At 74.1% G+C, this 15,526-nt stretch carries 12 protein-coding genes; 4 read left to right on the top strand and 8 right to left on the bottom strand.

The genetic code is table 11. The features are described 5' to 3' along the window. Window positions 1–890: 890 nt before the first annotated feature. The gene (locus ACL03H_RS03265) at window positions 891–2,603 is read right to left on the bottom strand and encodes an AMP-binding protein (protein ID WP_412809536.1); all 1,713 of its coding nucleotides are present in this window, start codon (window positions 2,601–2,603) and stop codon (window positions 891–893) included. A 400-nt stretch (window positions 2,604–3,003) separates the two neighbouring features. On the opposite strand from ACL03H_RS03265, the gene ACL03H_RS03260 reads away from it, so the two are divergent. The 3 genes from ACL03H_RS03260 to ACL03H_RS03250 all read left to right on the top strand — a co-directional run bounded on the left by ACL03H_RS03260 (window position 3,004) and on the right by ACL03H_RS03250 (window position 6,802). Further along, window positions 3,004–4,743, top strand: a complete 1,740-nt coding sequence (locus ACL03H_RS03260; RefSeq protein ID WP_412809535.1) for a glycoside hydrolase family 2 protein — start codon at window positions 3,004–3,006, stop codon at window positions 4,741–4,743. A gap of 75 nt (window positions 4,744–4,818) precedes the next feature. Continuing rightward, the gene (locus ACL03H_RS03255) at window positions 4,819–5,871 is read left to right on the top strand and encodes an aldose 1-epimerase family protein (protein ID WP_412809534.1); all 1,053 of its coding nucleotides are present in this window, start codon (window positions 4,819–4,821) and stop codon (window positions 5,869–5,871) included. Between the two features lie 91 nt (window positions 5,872–5,962). Continuing rightward, the gene (locus ACL03H_RS03250; protein ID WP_412809533.1) at window positions 5,963–6,802 is read left to right on the top strand and encodes an alpha/beta fold hydrolase; all 840 of its coding nucleotides are present in this window, start codon (window positions 5,963–5,965) and stop codon (window positions 6,800–6,802) included. Between the two features lie 39 nt (window positions 6,803–6,841). Here ACL03H_RS03250 and ACL03H_RS03245 read toward each other — a convergent pair whose 3' ends face one another. Further along, window positions 6,842–7,741: an alpha/beta hydrolase-fold protein gene (locus tag ACL03H_RS03245; RefSeq protein WP_412809532.1), complete on the bottom strand. Its 900-nt coding sequence runs from the start codon at window positions 7,739–7,741 to the stop codon at window positions 6,842–6,844. Between the two features lie 116 nt (window positions 7,742–7,857). Between ACL03H_RS03245 and ACL03H_RS03240 the strand changes: the two genes are divergently transcribed. Then, the gene (locus ACL03H_RS03240; RefSeq protein WP_412809531.1) at window positions 7,858–9,399 is read left to right on the top strand and encodes an acetolactate synthase large subunit; all 1,542 of its coding nucleotides are present in this window, start codon (window positions 7,858–7,860) and stop codon (window positions 9,397–9,399) included. Window positions 9,400–9,455: 56 nt separating this feature from the next. Here the strand turns inward: ACL03H_RS03240 and ACL03H_RS03235 are convergent, their stop codons facing one another. The 6 genes from ACL03H_RS03235 to ACL03H_RS03210 all read right to left on the bottom strand — a co-directional run bounded on the left by ACL03H_RS03235 (window position 9,456) and on the right by ACL03H_RS03210 (window position 15,517). Further along, window positions 9,456–10,115 carry a LuxR C-terminal-related transcriptional regulator gene (locus tag ACL03H_RS03235; RefSeq protein ID WP_412809530.1) on the bottom strand — a complete coding sequence of 220 codons (660 nt, stop codon included), beginning with the start codon at window positions 10,113–10,115 and terminating at the stop codon, window positions 9,456–9,458. Window positions 10,116–10,154: 39 nt separating this feature from the next. After that, window positions 10,155–10,781: a sensor histidine kinase gene (locus tag ACL03H_RS03230; protein WP_412809529.1), complete on the bottom strand. Its 627-nt coding sequence runs from the start codon at window positions 10,779–10,781 to the stop codon at window positions 10,155–10,157. A gap of 93 nt (window positions 10,782–10,874) precedes the next feature. Then, the gene (locus tag ACL03H_RS03225; RefSeq protein WP_412809528.1) at window positions 10,875–12,068 is read right to left on the bottom strand and encodes a glycosyltransferase; all 1,194 of its coding nucleotides are present in this window, start codon (window positions 12,066–12,068) and stop codon (window positions 10,875–10,877) included. Then, window positions 12,065–12,847 (bottom strand): LuxR C-terminal-related transcriptional regulator, encoded by a 783-nt coding sequence (locus ACL03H_RS03220; RefSeq protein WP_412809527.1) that lies wholly within the window; start codon window positions 12,845–12,847, stop codon window positions 12,065–12,067. Before ACL03H_RS03220 ends, ACL03H_RS03225 begins: the two co-directional genes overlap by 4 nt. Continuing rightward, complete coding sequence (locus ACL03H_RS03215; RefSeq protein ID WP_412809526.1) at window positions 12,844–14,226, bottom strand: glycosyltransferase family 2 protein; 1,383 nt, start codon at window positions 14,224–14,226, stop codon at window positions 12,844–12,846. Before ACL03H_RS03215 ends, ACL03H_RS03220 begins: the two co-directional genes overlap by 4 nt. Before the next feature lie 13 nt (window positions 14,227–14,239). Then, window positions 14,240–15,517 carry a glycosyl hydrolase family 18 protein gene (locus ACL03H_RS03210; RefSeq protein ID WP_412809525.1) on the bottom strand — a complete coding sequence of 426 codons (1,278 nt, stop codon included), beginning with the start codon at window positions 15,515–15,517 and terminating at the stop codon, window positions 14,240–14,242. Window positions 15,518–15,526: the final 9 nt, after the last annotated feature.

Raw genomic sequence — 15,526 nt, 5'->3', positions numbered from 1 at the left:
TTACCACGACCACATCGAATAGCGCAACCGCGAATGCCCACAAAACTCCGAGGAGGGGGCTCGCGGGAGGGACTGATTTCCCTTTTTGCGCCGGTGGAATCGGTCCGGGGGCTCCGGATGTTACGAGCCTCACCGCTGCGAGACCAGACCTGGGTGGACTTTTCCGGGGACTTCCCCAGGCCCGGGCCGCCCTGGGCGCCTCGCCGGCACCGCTCCGATCCAGCCGGCCGCGCCCTCGTCGCCCACGGTCACCGCAGCGCACGGCCCCACTGGTCCGATCCTCCGCCGCCCCACCCACTCGAACGGCGGCACCACCGCCGGAACGCGCCCGCGCGAGCGGCCCCCGCCTGCTCCCGCGGACCGGGCCGGGACCCGGAACCCCGCGGTGCGTCCTCGCGAATGCGGAGAGAGCGGTCATCGCACGGCCCGCGCGATCGATCCAGTGCGGTGATCCGACTCATCCGCGCTTTTCGGGAACTGCTCTTTCGGGGAGGATCCGGCGCGGAATTGACGATCGGGAGAAAGGCGAGTCATGGGATCCGGCGTCGATTCGCCGCCCTCCCCCGCTCGCGACCGGACCCGGATTTCGGAACGCGGCTCCTGCCGCCGCCGGATCGCGGCGCGGCCTCCGAGCCCGTGTCGGAAGACACCCCCGAGTCGCCGGGCGCGACGCCGGGACGCGGCTGGGCGGGGTCGGGCGCCCGCGCCCGCCGGCCACCGACCGAGCCGGATTCGTCGACGTTCACGCTCCGGGGCCTCGGCGGAGGGTCACCTCGCGCGGCCCGGGCTCGTGGACCGCGCGGACTCCGCCGCCGGACCAGGTCGGCTCAGGTTCTCCGCTCCTGGGGCCGCCGCACGCGCTGATCAGGCAGCCGCACGCGTCCCCCGGGTCAGGACCTGAGGTCCGGGAAGTCCTCCTCCCGGTACTCCCCGGCGGGTTCCGTGCTCCCGTGGATCTCCTCCTCGTGCCGCCGCAGCTCGACGCGACGGATCTTGCCGGAGATCGTCTTCGGCAGTTCGGTGAACTCCAGGCGCCGCACCCGCTTGTAGGGGGCCAGGTGCTCCCGGGCGAACGCCAGGATCGAACGGGCGGTCTCCGCGCCGGGCTCCCACCCCGCGGCGAGCACCACGTGCGCCTTCGGCACCGCGAGCCGGATCGGATCCGGCGAGGGCACGACCGCGGCCTCCGCCACCGCCTCGTGTTCGAGCAGCACGCTCTCCAGCTCGAACGGGGAGATGCGGTAGTCCGAGGCCTTGAACACGTCGTCGGTGCGCCCGACGTAGGTGATGTAGCCGTCCTCGTCGCGGGAGCCGACGTCCCCGGTGTGGTAGTGACCGCCGCGCAGCACCTCCGCGTTGCGCTCGGCGTCGTCGGCGTACCCGGTCATCAGTCCCACCGGACGCGGGTCCAGCCGCAGGCAGATCTCGCCCTCGGCCGCCTCCTGCCCGGTCGCCGGGTCGAGCAGCGCCACCTCGAAACCCGGCAGCGGCCGCCCCATCGAGCCCGGCTTGAGCTCCTGCCCCGGGGTGTTGGCGACCTGCACGCTGCTCTCGGTCTGACCGTAACCGTCCCGGATCGTCACGCCCCACGCGCGGCGGACCTGCTCGATCACCTCGGGGTTCAGCGGCTCACCGGCGCCGAGCACCTTGCGCGGCGGGGTCGCCAGCGCGGTGAGGTCGGACTGGATGAGCATCCGCCACACCGTTGGTGGCGCGCAGAAGCTCGTCACCCCGCAGCGCCGCATCTCGCGCAGCAGCGCGGCCGCGTCGAACCGGGCGTAGTTGTGGATGAACACCGTCGCCTCGGCGTTCCACGGCGCGAACACGTTGCTCCAGGCGTGCTTCGCCCAGCCCGGCGAGGAGATGTTGAGGTGCACGTCGCCCGGTTCCAGCCCGATCCAGTACATCGTGGACAGGTGCCCGACCGGGTAGGAGACGTGGGTGTGCTCGACCAGCTTCGGCTGGGCGGTGGTGCCGGAGGTGAAGTAGAGCAGCAGCGGGTCGTCGGCGCGGGTGGGGCCGTCCGGGGTGAACTCCACCGGAGCGGAGTCGCTGTCGGCGTAGCGGTGCCAGCCCTCGGCACCGCCGACCGCGATGCGGGTGTAGCCCCCGGGGACCTCGGCGAACTTCGCGGCGTGCTCGGTGGTGGTCACCACGTGCCGGGCGGCGCCGCGGTCCACCCGGTCGCGCAGGTCGGCCGGTCCCAGCAGCGGGGTGGCGGGGATGATGACCGCGCCGAGCTTCATCGCCGCGAGGATGGTCTCCCACAGCTCCACCTGGTTTCCCAGCATCAGGATCAGCCGGTCGCCGCGGCCGACGCCGCGTTCGCGCAGCCAGTTCGCGACCTGGTTCGAGCGCCGCGCCAGGTCCCCGAAGGACAGCTTCCGCTCGGCGCCGTCCTCCTCGACGATCCAGAGCGCCACCCGGTCCTGCCGGTCGGCGATGGTGTCGAACCAGTCCAGCGCCCAGTTGAACTCGGCGGGTCGCGGCCAGTTGAACTCCGCGCGGGCCGCCGCGTAGTCCTCGCGGTGGCGCAGCAGCAGGTCTCGCGCGGCGAGGAACTCGACGCCACCGGGGGTGGTGGGTCCGGCAGGCTGGGGCATGTCCGCGTCCTCCTCGACTCGGGGCCGCCGCGCACCGTCCGGTTCGGACGATCCACTGCTCGCCGCCCAACCTAACCGGCACCACCGTTCAGATCCACGGGGTTGCTCCGATGCGCGGGCATTCGGCTGGTGCCGTTGACTTCACGTGCGCTCGTGGTCATTCTTGTTGCTTGTTGTGGTTTCGCTTTCGTCCGGTTTTTCCGGCGCATCCCGGAATTCCGACTCCGCGACACCGGGGGCCAGCACCGATCGACGCGAGGCCGCCCGAGGTCGTCCCCCTCCCGCCGGTTCGAATCCACCAGGAGGCCACGTGCACCGTCGCGCGTTGACCCGCCGATCACCTGTCCGGTTCCGCGTCGGAGCCGCGATCGGCGCCGCCGTGCTCGCTACCGTGACCGGTATGCCCGCTCAGGCGTCCCCCGCCGCATGGGAACCGAAGGAACCACCGCTGGCGACCCGCTGGACCGACGAGGTCGGCCCCGGCAACGCCCTGCCCGAGTACCCGCGTCCGCAGCTGACCCGCGAGCGCTGGCAGAACCTCAACGGGGTGTGGGAGTTCGCCGGTGCCGCCGCTCCGCCGTCCGAGACATCCGAGGAGATCCTCGTCCCGTACCCGCCGGAGTCCGGGCTGTCCGGCGTTCAGCGCCACGACGACCACATGCTCTACGAGCGGGACTTCGAGGTGCCCGCCGACTGGGCCGGGCAGCGGCTGCTGCTGCACTTCGGCGCCGTGGACCAGAAGGCCACCGTCCGCGTCAACGGTCGCGAGGTCGCCAGCCACCAGGGCGGCTTCACCGGGTTCAGCGCGGACATCACCGACGCCGTCACCGGCTCCGGCCCGCAGCGGTTGAGCGTCTCGGTCGAGGACCGCAACGACGCGAACCCCTTCCCGGTCGGCAAGCAGCGCAACGAGCCGGGCGGCATCTTCTACACCGGCGCCTCCGGCATCTGGCAGACCGTGTGGCTCGAACCGGTCCCGGACGCGCACATCACCGATCTCGCCATCACCCCGGAGCTGTCGTCGAACGGCCTCCTCGTGCGCGCCGAGGGCTCGCGGGGCGGGCAGGTCGAGGTCGTGCTCAGCGAGCCCGGCGGCGGTGAGGTCACCCGCGCCACCGGCGAGTCCGGGCAGGACGTGCGGCTCGACGTGACCGATCCGCACCTGTGGTCGCCGGACGACCCGTTCCTCTACGACCTCACCGTGCGGCTGCTCGGCGACGACGGGCAGCCGGTGGACGAGGTCGGCAGCTACGCCGGGATGCGCTCGATCGGGCTCGTCGAGGACGAGCGGGGCAGGCCGCGGCTCGCGCTGAACGGGGAGATCCTGTTCCAGCACGGCCCGCTGGACCAGGGCTACTGGCCGGACGGCATCTTCACCGCGCCCACCGACGAAGCGCTGCGCTTCGACCTGGAGCGGACCAAGGAGCTCGGCTTCAACATGGTCCGCAAGCACATCAAGGTCGAGCCCGCGCGCTGGTACGCCCACGCCGACCGGCTCGGGCTGCTGGTCTGGCAGGACATCCCGGCACTGGTCAACGGCCAGACCCCGGACGAGGAGGCGAAGGCGAACTTCGAGGCCGAGGCCGCCGAGATCATCGACCAGCTGGGCAACGCGCCGTCCGTGGTGACCTGGGTGCCGTTCAACGAGGGCTGGGGCGAGTTCGACACCGCTCGCGTCGCCGAGCGGGTCCAGGCCCAGGACCCGACCCGCCTGGTGAACCCCGCCAGCGGCGTCAACTGCTGCGACTCGCTGCCCGACACCGGCGCCGGGCACATCTACGACGACCACACCTACGTCGGCCCCGGCGCCCCGGACGTCACCGGTGACCGCGCGTCGGTCGATGGCGAGTACGGCGGGCTCGGGCTCGTCGAGGAGGGCCACCTGTGGCCCGGCGAGCCCTCCTCGTACGAGATCGTCGAGACCCGCGAGGACCTGACCCGCCGCTACCAGGAGGTGCACGACGACCTGGTGCGCATCATCGGCGAGAAGGGGCTGTCGGCCTCGGTCTACACCCAGACCACCGACGTGGAGAACGAGGTCAACGGCTTCTTCACCTACGACCGCGCGATCCTCAAGCCCGATCTGGACGCGGTGCGCGCGGCCAACCGGGCCGTGATCGACGCGGGCACGCCGCGGTGACCCGATCCCCGGCCGGTCCCCCGGCCGGCCGGGGATCCCCTCGCCGGAGGGCATTCCGCAACGAGGAGGACGGCGATGTCCCAGGAGCACGGCACGCCCCGCGCGTGGAGCAGGCGATCACTGGGCGGAGCGGCGCTGGCCGCGGCGGGAACGGCCGGGCTCGCGGCCGCCGGGACGTCCTTCGGGGGATCCGGCCGGGCCTCGGCCACCCCCGCGGGGGACTCGCTGCACGGCAGGCTCTACGAGCTGCGCTCCGGCCGCCACCGCGCCGTGGTGGCCGGGGTCGCCGCGACCCTGCTGTCCTGGCAGGTCGACGGCACCGAGATGCTGCTGACCCACCCGGCCGACGAACTCGGCGAGGGCTGGCAGGGCAAGACGCTGCTGCCGTGGGCGAACCGGATCGATCGGGGCAGCTACGAGTTCGAGGGCGAGCGGCTGCAGGTGCCGATCAACGAGCCCGCGCGGGAAGCGGCGCTGCACGGGCTGATGGGCTTCACCGAGTGGACCCCGGCGCACCACGGCCGGGACTCGGTGGTGCTGGAGCACGTCCTGCACCCGCACTACGGCTACCCCTTCCAGCTGGCGTTCCGCATCGAGTTCGCCTTGGAGTCCGGCGGCATCCGCAGCACGCTCACCGCGCGCAACACCGGGCCGCGCAACGCGCCGTTCGCCACCGCCAACCACACCTACCTGGCGGCGGGCACCGGCGCCCTCGACGACGTCGTCCTCGAACTGCCCGCCGACACCCGCTACGTGACCGACGACCGGCTCATCCCGACGGGCACCGCGCCCGTCGCTGGGAGCGAATTCGACTACCGGACCGCGCGACCGATCGGCGCCACCGTCATGGACACCGCTTTCACCGGCCTGGCCCGGGACGCGGCGGGCAACGCGACCGTCCGATTCGGACGGGCGGACGGCGAGGTGCACCTGTGGGTGGACCGCGCGCACGACTACCTGCAGGTCTACACCGACGACTCCCCGGAGGCCGACCGCCCACCCCGCTCCGGGATCACCGTGGAGCCGATGACGTGCGCGCCCAACGCTTTCGTCACCGGTGACGGATTGATCGTGCTGCGTCCAGGCGACGTGCACGAGGGCAGCTGGGGCTACCGGCTCGCCGAATGAGCACGCCACCGAACGGCCCGCCGACCACCGGCGGGCCGTTCGCGCGTCCGGCTCGCGCGGCGCGTCGGGCCGGTCCCCTACAGTGCGGGACGTGGCCGACTACATCGAGATTCCCACCGAGGCCGGCACCTTCGACGCGCTCAGCGCGGGCTCGGAGGGCGACCGGCCGGTGCTGCTGCTGCACGGCTTCCCGGAGTCCGCGATCGAGTGGCGGGAGCAGCTCGCGGTGCTCGGTGGCGCGGGCTGCCACGCCGTCGCCCCCGACCAGCGCGGTTACTCCCCCCGCGTCCGGCCGACCGAGGTCGCGGACTACCGGATGGAGGAGCTGGTGGGTGACGTGCTCGCCATCGCCGACCGCCTCGGCTGGCAGCGCTTCGACCTCGTGGGGCACGACTGGGGCGCCGCCGTGGCGTGGACGTTCGCCGCCGCGCACCCCGACCGGCTCACCACGCTGACCGCCGTGTCGGTGCCGCACCCGGACGCCTTCGGGCGGGCGCTGCGCGAGGACGAGGACCAGCAGCGGCGCTCGGAGTACATGCAGGTGTTCCGCCGCCCCGGTTCGGACCGGCTGCTGCTGGAGGACGGTGCGCGGCGGCTGCGGCGGATGTTCGACCGCTGCGTCCCCGAGAGCCACGTCGAGGAGTACGTGCAGCGCTTCAGCGAACCGGGGGCGCTCGACGCGGCGCTGAACTGGTACCGGGCGGCGAAGTTCAGCGAATCGCCGGGACCGGTCCGGGTGCCCACGCTGTACGTCTGGAGCACCGAGGACGCCGCGCTCGGCTCGGCGGCCGCGCTGGCCACCGAGCACCACGTCGAGGCCGACTACCGCTTCGAGATGGTGGAGGACGTCTCGCACTGGTTGCCCGAGCAGGCCCCGGAACGCCTCACCCGCGTCCTGCTGGAGCACCTCATCGCGCACCGCCCGGACTGACCGCCCGGGGCCGCGCGTCTCCCGCTCGGGCGAAGCGGCTCAGCCCTCGGCGGAAACCCCGGTGCCCAGGAAGCGGAGCATGTCGCCGCCGACGACGTCGAAGACGCCACCGTCGTGGCCGCCGGGCACCACCGACATCACCGGGGTGTTGGCGTACTCCTGGACCAGTTGCTCGGAGCCCTCCAGGTAGACGTCGACGTCACCGATCCAGATGCCGACCGGGGTCTCGCCGAGCCGGTCGGTGTGGCGCAGCGGGTCCGCGGCGTGCCACTCCTGCTCGGTGGCGAACACGCCCTTCTCCTGCATCATCTCCCAGGTCACCGGCAGCGCGGGCGCCAGCAGCGCCGCCGCCTCCACCGGCAGCCCGACCTCGTTGCGCTCCGCGGCGTAGTTCAGCGCGCCGAACCCACCGGTGGAGATCCCCGCGACCGCGAACGGCAACCCGTCCCGGTCGCCGAGCCCGCGGGCGCGCAGCCAGGCCGGCACCTCTTCCAGCAACATGCTCTGCAGATCGCCGTTGGCGGAGCCGTCGGTCCAGTACGAGTTGAACCCGCCGTCCACGGCGAGCAGGCCGAACGGCGGGATGGAGCCGCCCGCGTACTCGGTCTCCAGGGAGCTCAGCGTGCCGTACGGGATCGGCGTCGGGTTCATCCCGTCCCGGCCGTGCAGGTACAGCACGATGGGCAGGTTCTCGGTCCGCTCCATCCCGTTCGGGAAGGCGAACATGAGCTGCACGTCGGTATCGCGGTAGTAGGACCGCTCGGTCTCGACGACCAGCGCGGGCCCGGTCGGCGCCGGGGTGCGCGGCACCGGCCTGCGCAACGGCACCTCCGCCGTGGCGCCGGAGTCCGCCCGCCCGCACGCGCTCGCGGCCGCGCCCACCGCCGCCGCACCCATCAAGGACAGCAGGCTCCGCCGCCCCAGTCTCACGTTCCGCATTCGCCTGCCATCACGTTCCTTCACGGTCCGGGGACACCCTACCGGCGGCCCCGGTGCTTGTTCGCGAGGCCGACCACCTGGAGCATGATCGGGGCGGCCGAGGAGAGGAGAACCGGGTGAACGGTGCGGAGGGACTGCTGGCGGCGGCGGGGCGAGCCGGGGTCGAGGTGTGCTTCGCGAATCCCGGCACCACAGAGTTGCCGCTGGTCGCGGCGTTCGACTCGGTGGGCGGCATCCGGACGGCGCTCTGCCTGGCCGAGGGCGTGGTGACCGGCGCCGCCGACGGTTACGCGCGGATGAGCGGACGCCCCGCGATGACGCTGCTGCACCTCGGACCGGGCTTGGCCAACGGCATCGCGAACCTGCACAACGCCCGCCGCGCCCGAACCCCGGTGGTCAACGTGGTCGGCGAGCACGCCACCTGGCACCAGGCCGCCGACGCCCCGCTGGCTTCCGACATCGAATCCCTGGCCCGACCGGTCTCCGGCTGGGTCGGGCGCACCACCAGCGCCGCCACGACCGGGGCCGACTTCCTGGTGGCCCACCAGGCCGCGCTGCGCGAGCGGATGCCCGCGACCCTCGTCGTCGCCGCCGACCACCAGTGGGAGCGGGCGGCGGGTGCCCCCGGCCCGCTGCCGGATCCGCGCCCGGCCGGGGTGGACGACGAGCGGATCGAGGGGACCGCGCGGCTGCTGTCGGGAGCGGCGCGGCCCGCACTGCTGCTCGGCGGAGACGCGCTGGGGGCGGCCGGGCTGCGCGACGCGGCCCGCGTCGCGGCCGCCGTCGGCGGGGAGGTGTTCGCCGAGGGCAGCCCGGCGCGGATCGAGCGCGGCCCGGACGTGCCCGTCGCGCGCTCGCTGCCCTACTTCCCGGAGGACGTCTCCGCGGTGCTCGCGGAGTTCACCCACCTCGTGCTGGTCGGCACCGGTGTGCCGGTGTCGTTCTTCGGCTACCCGGGCGGTTCGAGCGTCCCGGTCCCCGGGCACGTCCAGGTTCACCCGCTGGCGACGGCCGAGGAGGACGCCCTCGGCGCACTCGCGGCGCTGGCCGAGGCCGTCGGCGCCGCCGCCGGGCCACCCGCCCGGGAGCGGCCCGAGCCGGTGCGGCCGGAGGGAGCGCTGACCGCCGAGTCGCTCGCGGCCGCCGTCGCGCTCGCCCAACCCGAGGGCGCGATCGTCGTGAACGAGGGCATCACCTCCTCCGCGGCCTACCCCGAGCTGGCCGCCGCCGCGCCCGCCCACACCGAGCTCGGCCTCACCGGCGGGGCCATCGGCATGGGCATCCCGGTGGCCACCGGGGCCGCGCTGGCCTGCCCGGACCGCCCGGTGATCGGCCTGCAGGCCGACGGCAGCGCCGCCTACTCGCCGCAGGGGCTGTGGACGCAGGCCAGGGAGGGCCTGAACGTGACGACGGTGCTCTGCGCGAACTCCCGGTACCGCATCCTGGAGGCCGAGCTCCACCGCGCGGGCGTGCGCGAACCCGGCCGGTCGGCCACCGGCATGACCGACCTCGGCGCCCCGGGCGTCGACTGGGTGGCGCTGGCCACCGGTTTCGGCGTCCCGGCCACCCGCGCCAGCACCGCCGGAGAGCTCGTGGCCGCCCTGCACCGCGCCCGCACCACCCCCGGACCCCACCTGGTCGAAGCGACCCTGACCTGACGGCGCACCGGTGCCCCGCACGTTCGCGCCTCCGGCCGCGAGACCGATCGCGCCAGTCAGCCGTCGGCGGGGGCGAGGAGGTCGTGGCGGAGGGCGAGGGAGGCCGCTTCCAGGCGGGAGTGGACGCCGAGCTTGGTGAGGACCGCCTGCACGTGGGTGCGAACGGTGGCCGGGGAGACGCCGAGGGACCTCGCCATCTTCGCGGTCTGGGCGCCCTCGGTGAGCATCCCGAGGCATTCGCGCTCGCGGGCGGTGAGGTAGGAGGCGAGCCTGCGGGCGTCGAGGGCCTCGCCGCGCTGCTGCTGGGCCGGGACGCGGGTGGCGGCCAGCGAGACCACGGTTTCCCCGGCGGTGACGGCGGTGAGCGCGTCGAGCAGGACCTCCAGGCCGCACATCTTGTTCACGTAGCCGGCCGCCCCGGCGGCCAGCGCACCGCGCACTCCCCGGGCGTCGCCGTCGGCGGTGAGCACCACGACCTTGGTCCCGGGCCCGGCCGCGCGCACCTCGCCGAGGCGTTCGACGCCGTCGCCGTCGCCGAAGAACCGGTCCAGCAGGCAGATGTCCGGCGCGAGCCTGCCGACCGCCGCGACCGTGGCGGCGAGCGACCCGGCGGTGCCGACCACCGGGAACCCGCGCACCGACAGCGCAGAGACCAGCGCGTCCACGAAGATCGCGTGGTCGTCGCCGAGCAGCACCCGCGTCGAACCGTCCCCCATCGCAGTCCCCCATCCGTCCGTCGGTCCCGCCGCGCGGCCTCACGCCGCCGGGAACACCAGCCGCGCCCGCGTCCCCCCGCTCGGCGCCGGGTCCAGCCGCAGCCGCGCCCCGCAGGCCCGCGCGAGGCGGGTCACGATGCCGAGTCCGAGCCCGTCGCTGCCGGCCGGGCCGCGTCCGAGGCCGGGTCCGTCGTCGAGGACCTCGACCGTCGCGGTGCCCGAATCCGGGCGGTCTCGGACGATCCCCAGCTCCACCGCGCCGCCCGCCCCGGCCGCGCGCACCGCGTTCTGCACCAGGTTCGCCAGCATCCGCCACACCGCCGTCGCGTCCGCGAGGACGGTCACCGGCCCGCCGGGGCGCAACCGCACCTGCGGCGCCCCTTCGCGGCGGTGCGCGTCGGCGAGCTGGGTGAGCAGCCCGCGCAGCTCCACCGGTACCGGGTCGCCCGGCGCGGCTCCGGTGGCGACCAGGTCCAGCAGCCGCGCCAGCTCCCGGCGCACCACCTCCAGCCGCTCCCGCGCCGCCCGTGGCAGCTCGTCCTCGGCGTGCAGCCCCTCGGCCAGGTAGGACACGGTGGTCAGGCCGTGCCCCAGGTCGTGCAGCAGGCCCCGCAGCCCGACGTCCGCTCCCCGCGGCGCGGGCGCGGGCAAGGATCCGGTTCGCACCACCGCTCCCCTCCGCTCCGAGTCGTCACGGCCGGGCTCGGGCCCGCCGTGCTAACCGGGGAGTCGCGGCGGCGGCACCGGCTCGTTGCAGACTCATTCGTTCAGGGGATGACGGTCACCACAGGTCACAGGGGTTCCTCCCGCCGCACCCATCAGCGCGGACCCGGCGGTGGCGGGCGTGACGGGGCGGTAGGCGGCCGCGATCTCGTCGGCCAGCCCGGCTTCGGTGTGCGCGGCGCGCACCCGCTCGCGGGCGCGCGCGGCCAACCGCGCGGCCCCGGCCGGGTCGGCCAGCAGCGCGTCCACCGCCCCGGCCAGCAGCTCCGGCCGGGCCGGCGGCACCAGCAGACCGGTCACACCCGGCACCACCACGTCGCCCACGGCGTTGACCGCCGTCGCCACCACGGGCACCCCGCAGCGCATCGCCTCGACCACCGCCAGGGGCAGGCCCTCGTACCGGCTGGACTGGGCGAACACGTCGAAGGCCTGCACCAGCTCCGCCGCGTCCGGGCGATCTCCGGCGAAATCGACGGGCACGCCGAGCCGGTCGGCAGCCGCCCGCGCCCGCTCGGCCAGGTCCCCGTCCCCGACCCACACCCCCCGCACCCCGGGGGTGCGCAGCCGGGCCAGTGCGAGCACCCAGTCCTCGGGGGCCTTCTGCGGGACGAGCCTGCCCACCGAGCCGACCACCACCGCCGCCGGTGGCAGGCCGAGCAGGCGACGGGCGCGTCCCGGGCGCAGCGGCACCGGTGGCACCGCCACGCCGGTGGTGCGCACCCGCTCCGGGGCGATCAGGCCGCGCCGCACCGCCTCCACCGCCACTCCGGTGCCGACGCACAGCGCCACGTCGGTGATCCGCCCCAGCGCCCGCTCCACCGCCAGGTAGGCGCGGCGGAGCGGAGCGCGCTGGAACTCGTGGAACGGGAAACCGTGGTAGGAGTGCACGATCCGGTCGGTCCCGGCGCGGTGCGCCGCGAGCCGGCCCAGCGCCCCGGCTTTCGCGCAGTGCGTGTGCACGACGTCGAAGGCGCCGCCCCGCAGCAGCGCGGTGAGGCGGCGCAGCGCGCGCAGGTCCGCGGCGGGCGAGACGGGGGCGCGCAGCGCGGACTCCAGCACCACGTCGAGCCCCGAGTCGGCGGCCTCCGCGCACAACCGGCGCCCGCTGCCGGTGATCACGGTGACCGCGAACTCGCGCGGATCCAGCGCCCGCGCCCCGCGCAACGCCATCGCGCCCGCCCCGCCCTCCAGCCGGGTGATCACCGCGGCGACGCGCAGCGGGCCGCTCATCGCTGGTCCGGCGCGGCGGGCGGGAGCTGTCCGGCGGGACCGGTCCGCAGGCCCGCCGCGGCCGCCACGCTCACCGCCTCCAGCTGCGAGTGCACCCGCAGCTTGCCGAGGATGCTGCGGGTGTGGGTGCGCACGGTCTCCGCGGAGATCCGCAGCTCCTCGGCGATGAGCGAGCCGCGCTTGCCCTCGACCATGCCGCGCAGCACGTCGCGCTCCCGGTCGCTGAGCACGTCCAGCGGCCCGTCCCGCCGCCCGGCCCGCGCCACGTCCTCGCGCAGCCGCAGCAGCACCTCGCCGAGCAGCTCCGGCGGGAACCAGGCGTGCCCGCGGGACACCCCGCGCAGCACGGTGGTGAGCTCCTCCACCCCGCACTCCTTGGGCACCCACCCGGTCGCGCCCGCGCGGGCCGCGTCCGCCGCCCGCTGCGCGTCCAGGCCGCCGGTGAGCACCACGACCCGCGTCGCGGGCCTGCGCGCCAGCACCTCGTGCACCAGATCGCCGGTGTTGCCCACGGGCGCGACGTCGAGCGTGACGACGTCCGGGCGCAGCCGGTCCACCATCGCCGGCAGGCGCGGGTCGTCGGTGGCGCACCGGCCGACGACCCACAGGTCCCCGGCCTCGGAGAGCCGGGCGCTCAGCGCTTCGGTGAGCATGAGGTGGTCGTCCACCATCAACAGCCGCAGCACGGTCACCCCCTCAGCGTGGTGCGCGGCGCCGGAGAAGTCCTCGTCCAGCTGCACGAGCTCGTCCGGGGAACCCGGACGCGGGCGCGGGATCATCCGGCCCGCGCGCCGGGGTCCGCCGGGGCGGGTTCGACGGCCGGATCGAGGCGGTGCCGGCGCGGGCTGCTCCAGCGGCCGCTGGAGCGCGACCACCAGGCCAGCGGCAGCGCCGAGAGCGCGATCGCGGAGTCGAGCACCCGCATCGGCAGGAAGATCCAGGCGTAGAGCAGGAATCTCGGCTGCCGCTGGATCAGCGACACCACGCAGGTCAGCAGCAGGTCCGGCAGCACGATCCCGAGCACCAGGGCGGGCACCGTCAGGTAACCCGACACGGCCTCGTGCACCGCGGCGAACCACGGCACCGCCAGCACCCCGCCCGCGAGCTCCGGCACCAGCAGCACCAGCAGCACCAGCGGGAGCAGCACCAGCATGATCCCGCTGGTGAGCAGCTCCAGGAGCAGCAGCGTGAGCATCGCGGTGAACAGGTTCCACTTCGGCGGATGCCTGCGGACCGTCTGCCACAGGCCCAGCGACCACCGCTTCGACTGCCGCACGTAGTCCCGCAGGGTGCCGGGGTCCTGCGTCGCGGCCACCGCGGAGGGCGTGAAGCCGACCTTGCCGAGCCGCTTCTGGTAGACCTCGAAGGTCATGTTGAAGTCCTCGATGACCAGGCCCGGCGGGTTCACCTCGATGCTGGGCAGCACGTCGGTGCGGTAGATGCTGGCGAAGCCGGGGACGATGTGGGTGGCGTTGACGTGCCGCCAGGTCTGCCCGAACTTGAGCAGGTACTGGGTCATCGAGTAGATCCGCTGGCGGTGGAAGGCCACCACCCGGCCCGCGAAGGACAGCGAGCGGTCCCGCCACGAGGTGCGCACGCACCCGGCGACGGCCACGACCCGCTGGTCGTCGAACAGCGGCAGCGCGGCGCCGAAGTAGCCCGGTTCCACCCGCGTGTCGGCGTCGAGCAGCATCACCAGCCGGTACCGGCGGACCAGGCGGAAGCGCTGGATGCCGACCTGCAGCGCCCCCGCCTTGCCCACGTTCCGCTCCGTGCTGATCACGTTCACCCCGGCGCGGCGGGCGTACTCGACGGTGCGGTCAGCGGACCCGTCGGAGACCACGTGCACCTGCTTGACCGGCACCAGCGCGGTGATCGCGCGCAGGCTGTCCCGGATCACCAGCTCCTCGTCGTGGGCGGCGATGAGCACCGCCACGTCGGTGATCTTCAGGTTGGTCGCCCGCCGCAGCCGGTGCCTCCCCGGCAGATCCATCTTCTCCCGGTGCGCCTGCAGATCCGCCACCGTCGCCCGGTGCGGCCGCAGCCGGCCGGCCAGCGCGCCGATCCGCCCGTCGAGCACCCGCAGCAACCCGATCAGTCCCCAGAGCGTGAAGTTCGCGCCGAAGACCACGATCGCCAGCACCCACCACGGGATCATCGCCCGCTCCCCCTCACTCGCCGACCGGCAGGCTCTCGGCCAGCCGGTTCCAGGTGGCGGTGTCCTCGTAGCCGTACATCCACAGGTAGACCCCGCGGATCCCCGCGCCGCGGGCCACCTCGAACTTCGCCTTGGAGCTCACCGAGTTCTCGAACCACACCTCGTGCTCGCGGCCCCGCTCGTCGGTGTAGCGGAACCACGGCGTCTGGCTCCGCGGGTCGTAGTGGGTCTCGGCGCGGTGCTGGGTGGCGAGCTGGAACGCCTGCAGCCAGGTGACGTTCGAGCCCCGCTCGTCGACCCAGTCGTAGCCGTAGAGCGGGACGCCGAGCACGATCCGCTCCGCCGGGATCGTGGACTTCGCGTACTGCACGACCTCCCGCACCCAGCCGATCGGGGCCACCGGCCCGGGCCCGGAGGTCCCCCAGTGGTAGTCGTAGCCCATCAGCCGGACCTGGTCGGCGGACCGACCGATCGCGACGTAGTCCTGCGCCTGGTTGCGCTCGTCGTAACCCGCGTCGCTCGCCTTCGCGAACACCGCCACCGACAGCGTCTTGCCCCGCTCGTGCAGCGCGGCGCCGAGTTCGGTGACGAAGGCGCTGAAGACCTCGCGGTCCGCGCCGCGCAGGTTCTCGTAGTCGATGTCGATCCCCTCGTAGTCCTCCCGCTCGACCAGCGCGACGATCTCGCGCACGTGGCGGTGCCGCAGCCGCGGATCGTGCAGGACCTGCGCCACCGGCTCGTAGGCCCACCGGCCGTCGGTGATGTTGGCCAGCGAGGCCACGATCGGCACTCCCGCGTCGCGCAGCGAGCCGACCTGCTCGGTGACCTCGGCGGCGCGCTCCGGCGGGAACTGGTGGATGATCCGGCCGTCCGGTCCGAGCCCGTAGATCCACGGCGAGACCTCGTTGACCGAGTCCCGGTTGGCCACCACGGTCTGCACGCCGTTGCCGAGGTTCCAGAACGGCAACGAGGCCACCACCAGGGTGTCCGGTTTGGACGGCGCCATCATGCGCGGCACGGCCATCACCACCACCAGCAGCGCGGCGAGCGCGATGAGCGCGAGGAACCAGAGGGAGCCGCCGAAGTTGCGGACCCGGCGCGCCCGGGGGCTGGGCTCGGAGTCCAGCAGCCACGGCCCCACCGGTCCCGGATCCGATCGCCCCGCGCCGGCCCCGGGGCGCAGACCCCGCCACCAGGCCGCCACCTTCGCCCCCAGCCCGGGGCGGCCCCCGCCGGGCTCCACTCCCGTCGTCGCATCCCGCTGTCCCTCCCGCACTCCGTCGTCCTGCATGGCTCTCCC

It is taken from the genome of Saccharopolyspora antibiotica (genome assembly GCF_047200635.1).
Lineage (GTDB): Bacteria > Actinomycetota > Actinomycetes > Mycobacteriales > Pseudonocardiaceae > Saccharopolyspora_C.
This window is presented reverse-complemented; position numbering and strand designations above follow the sequence as displayed.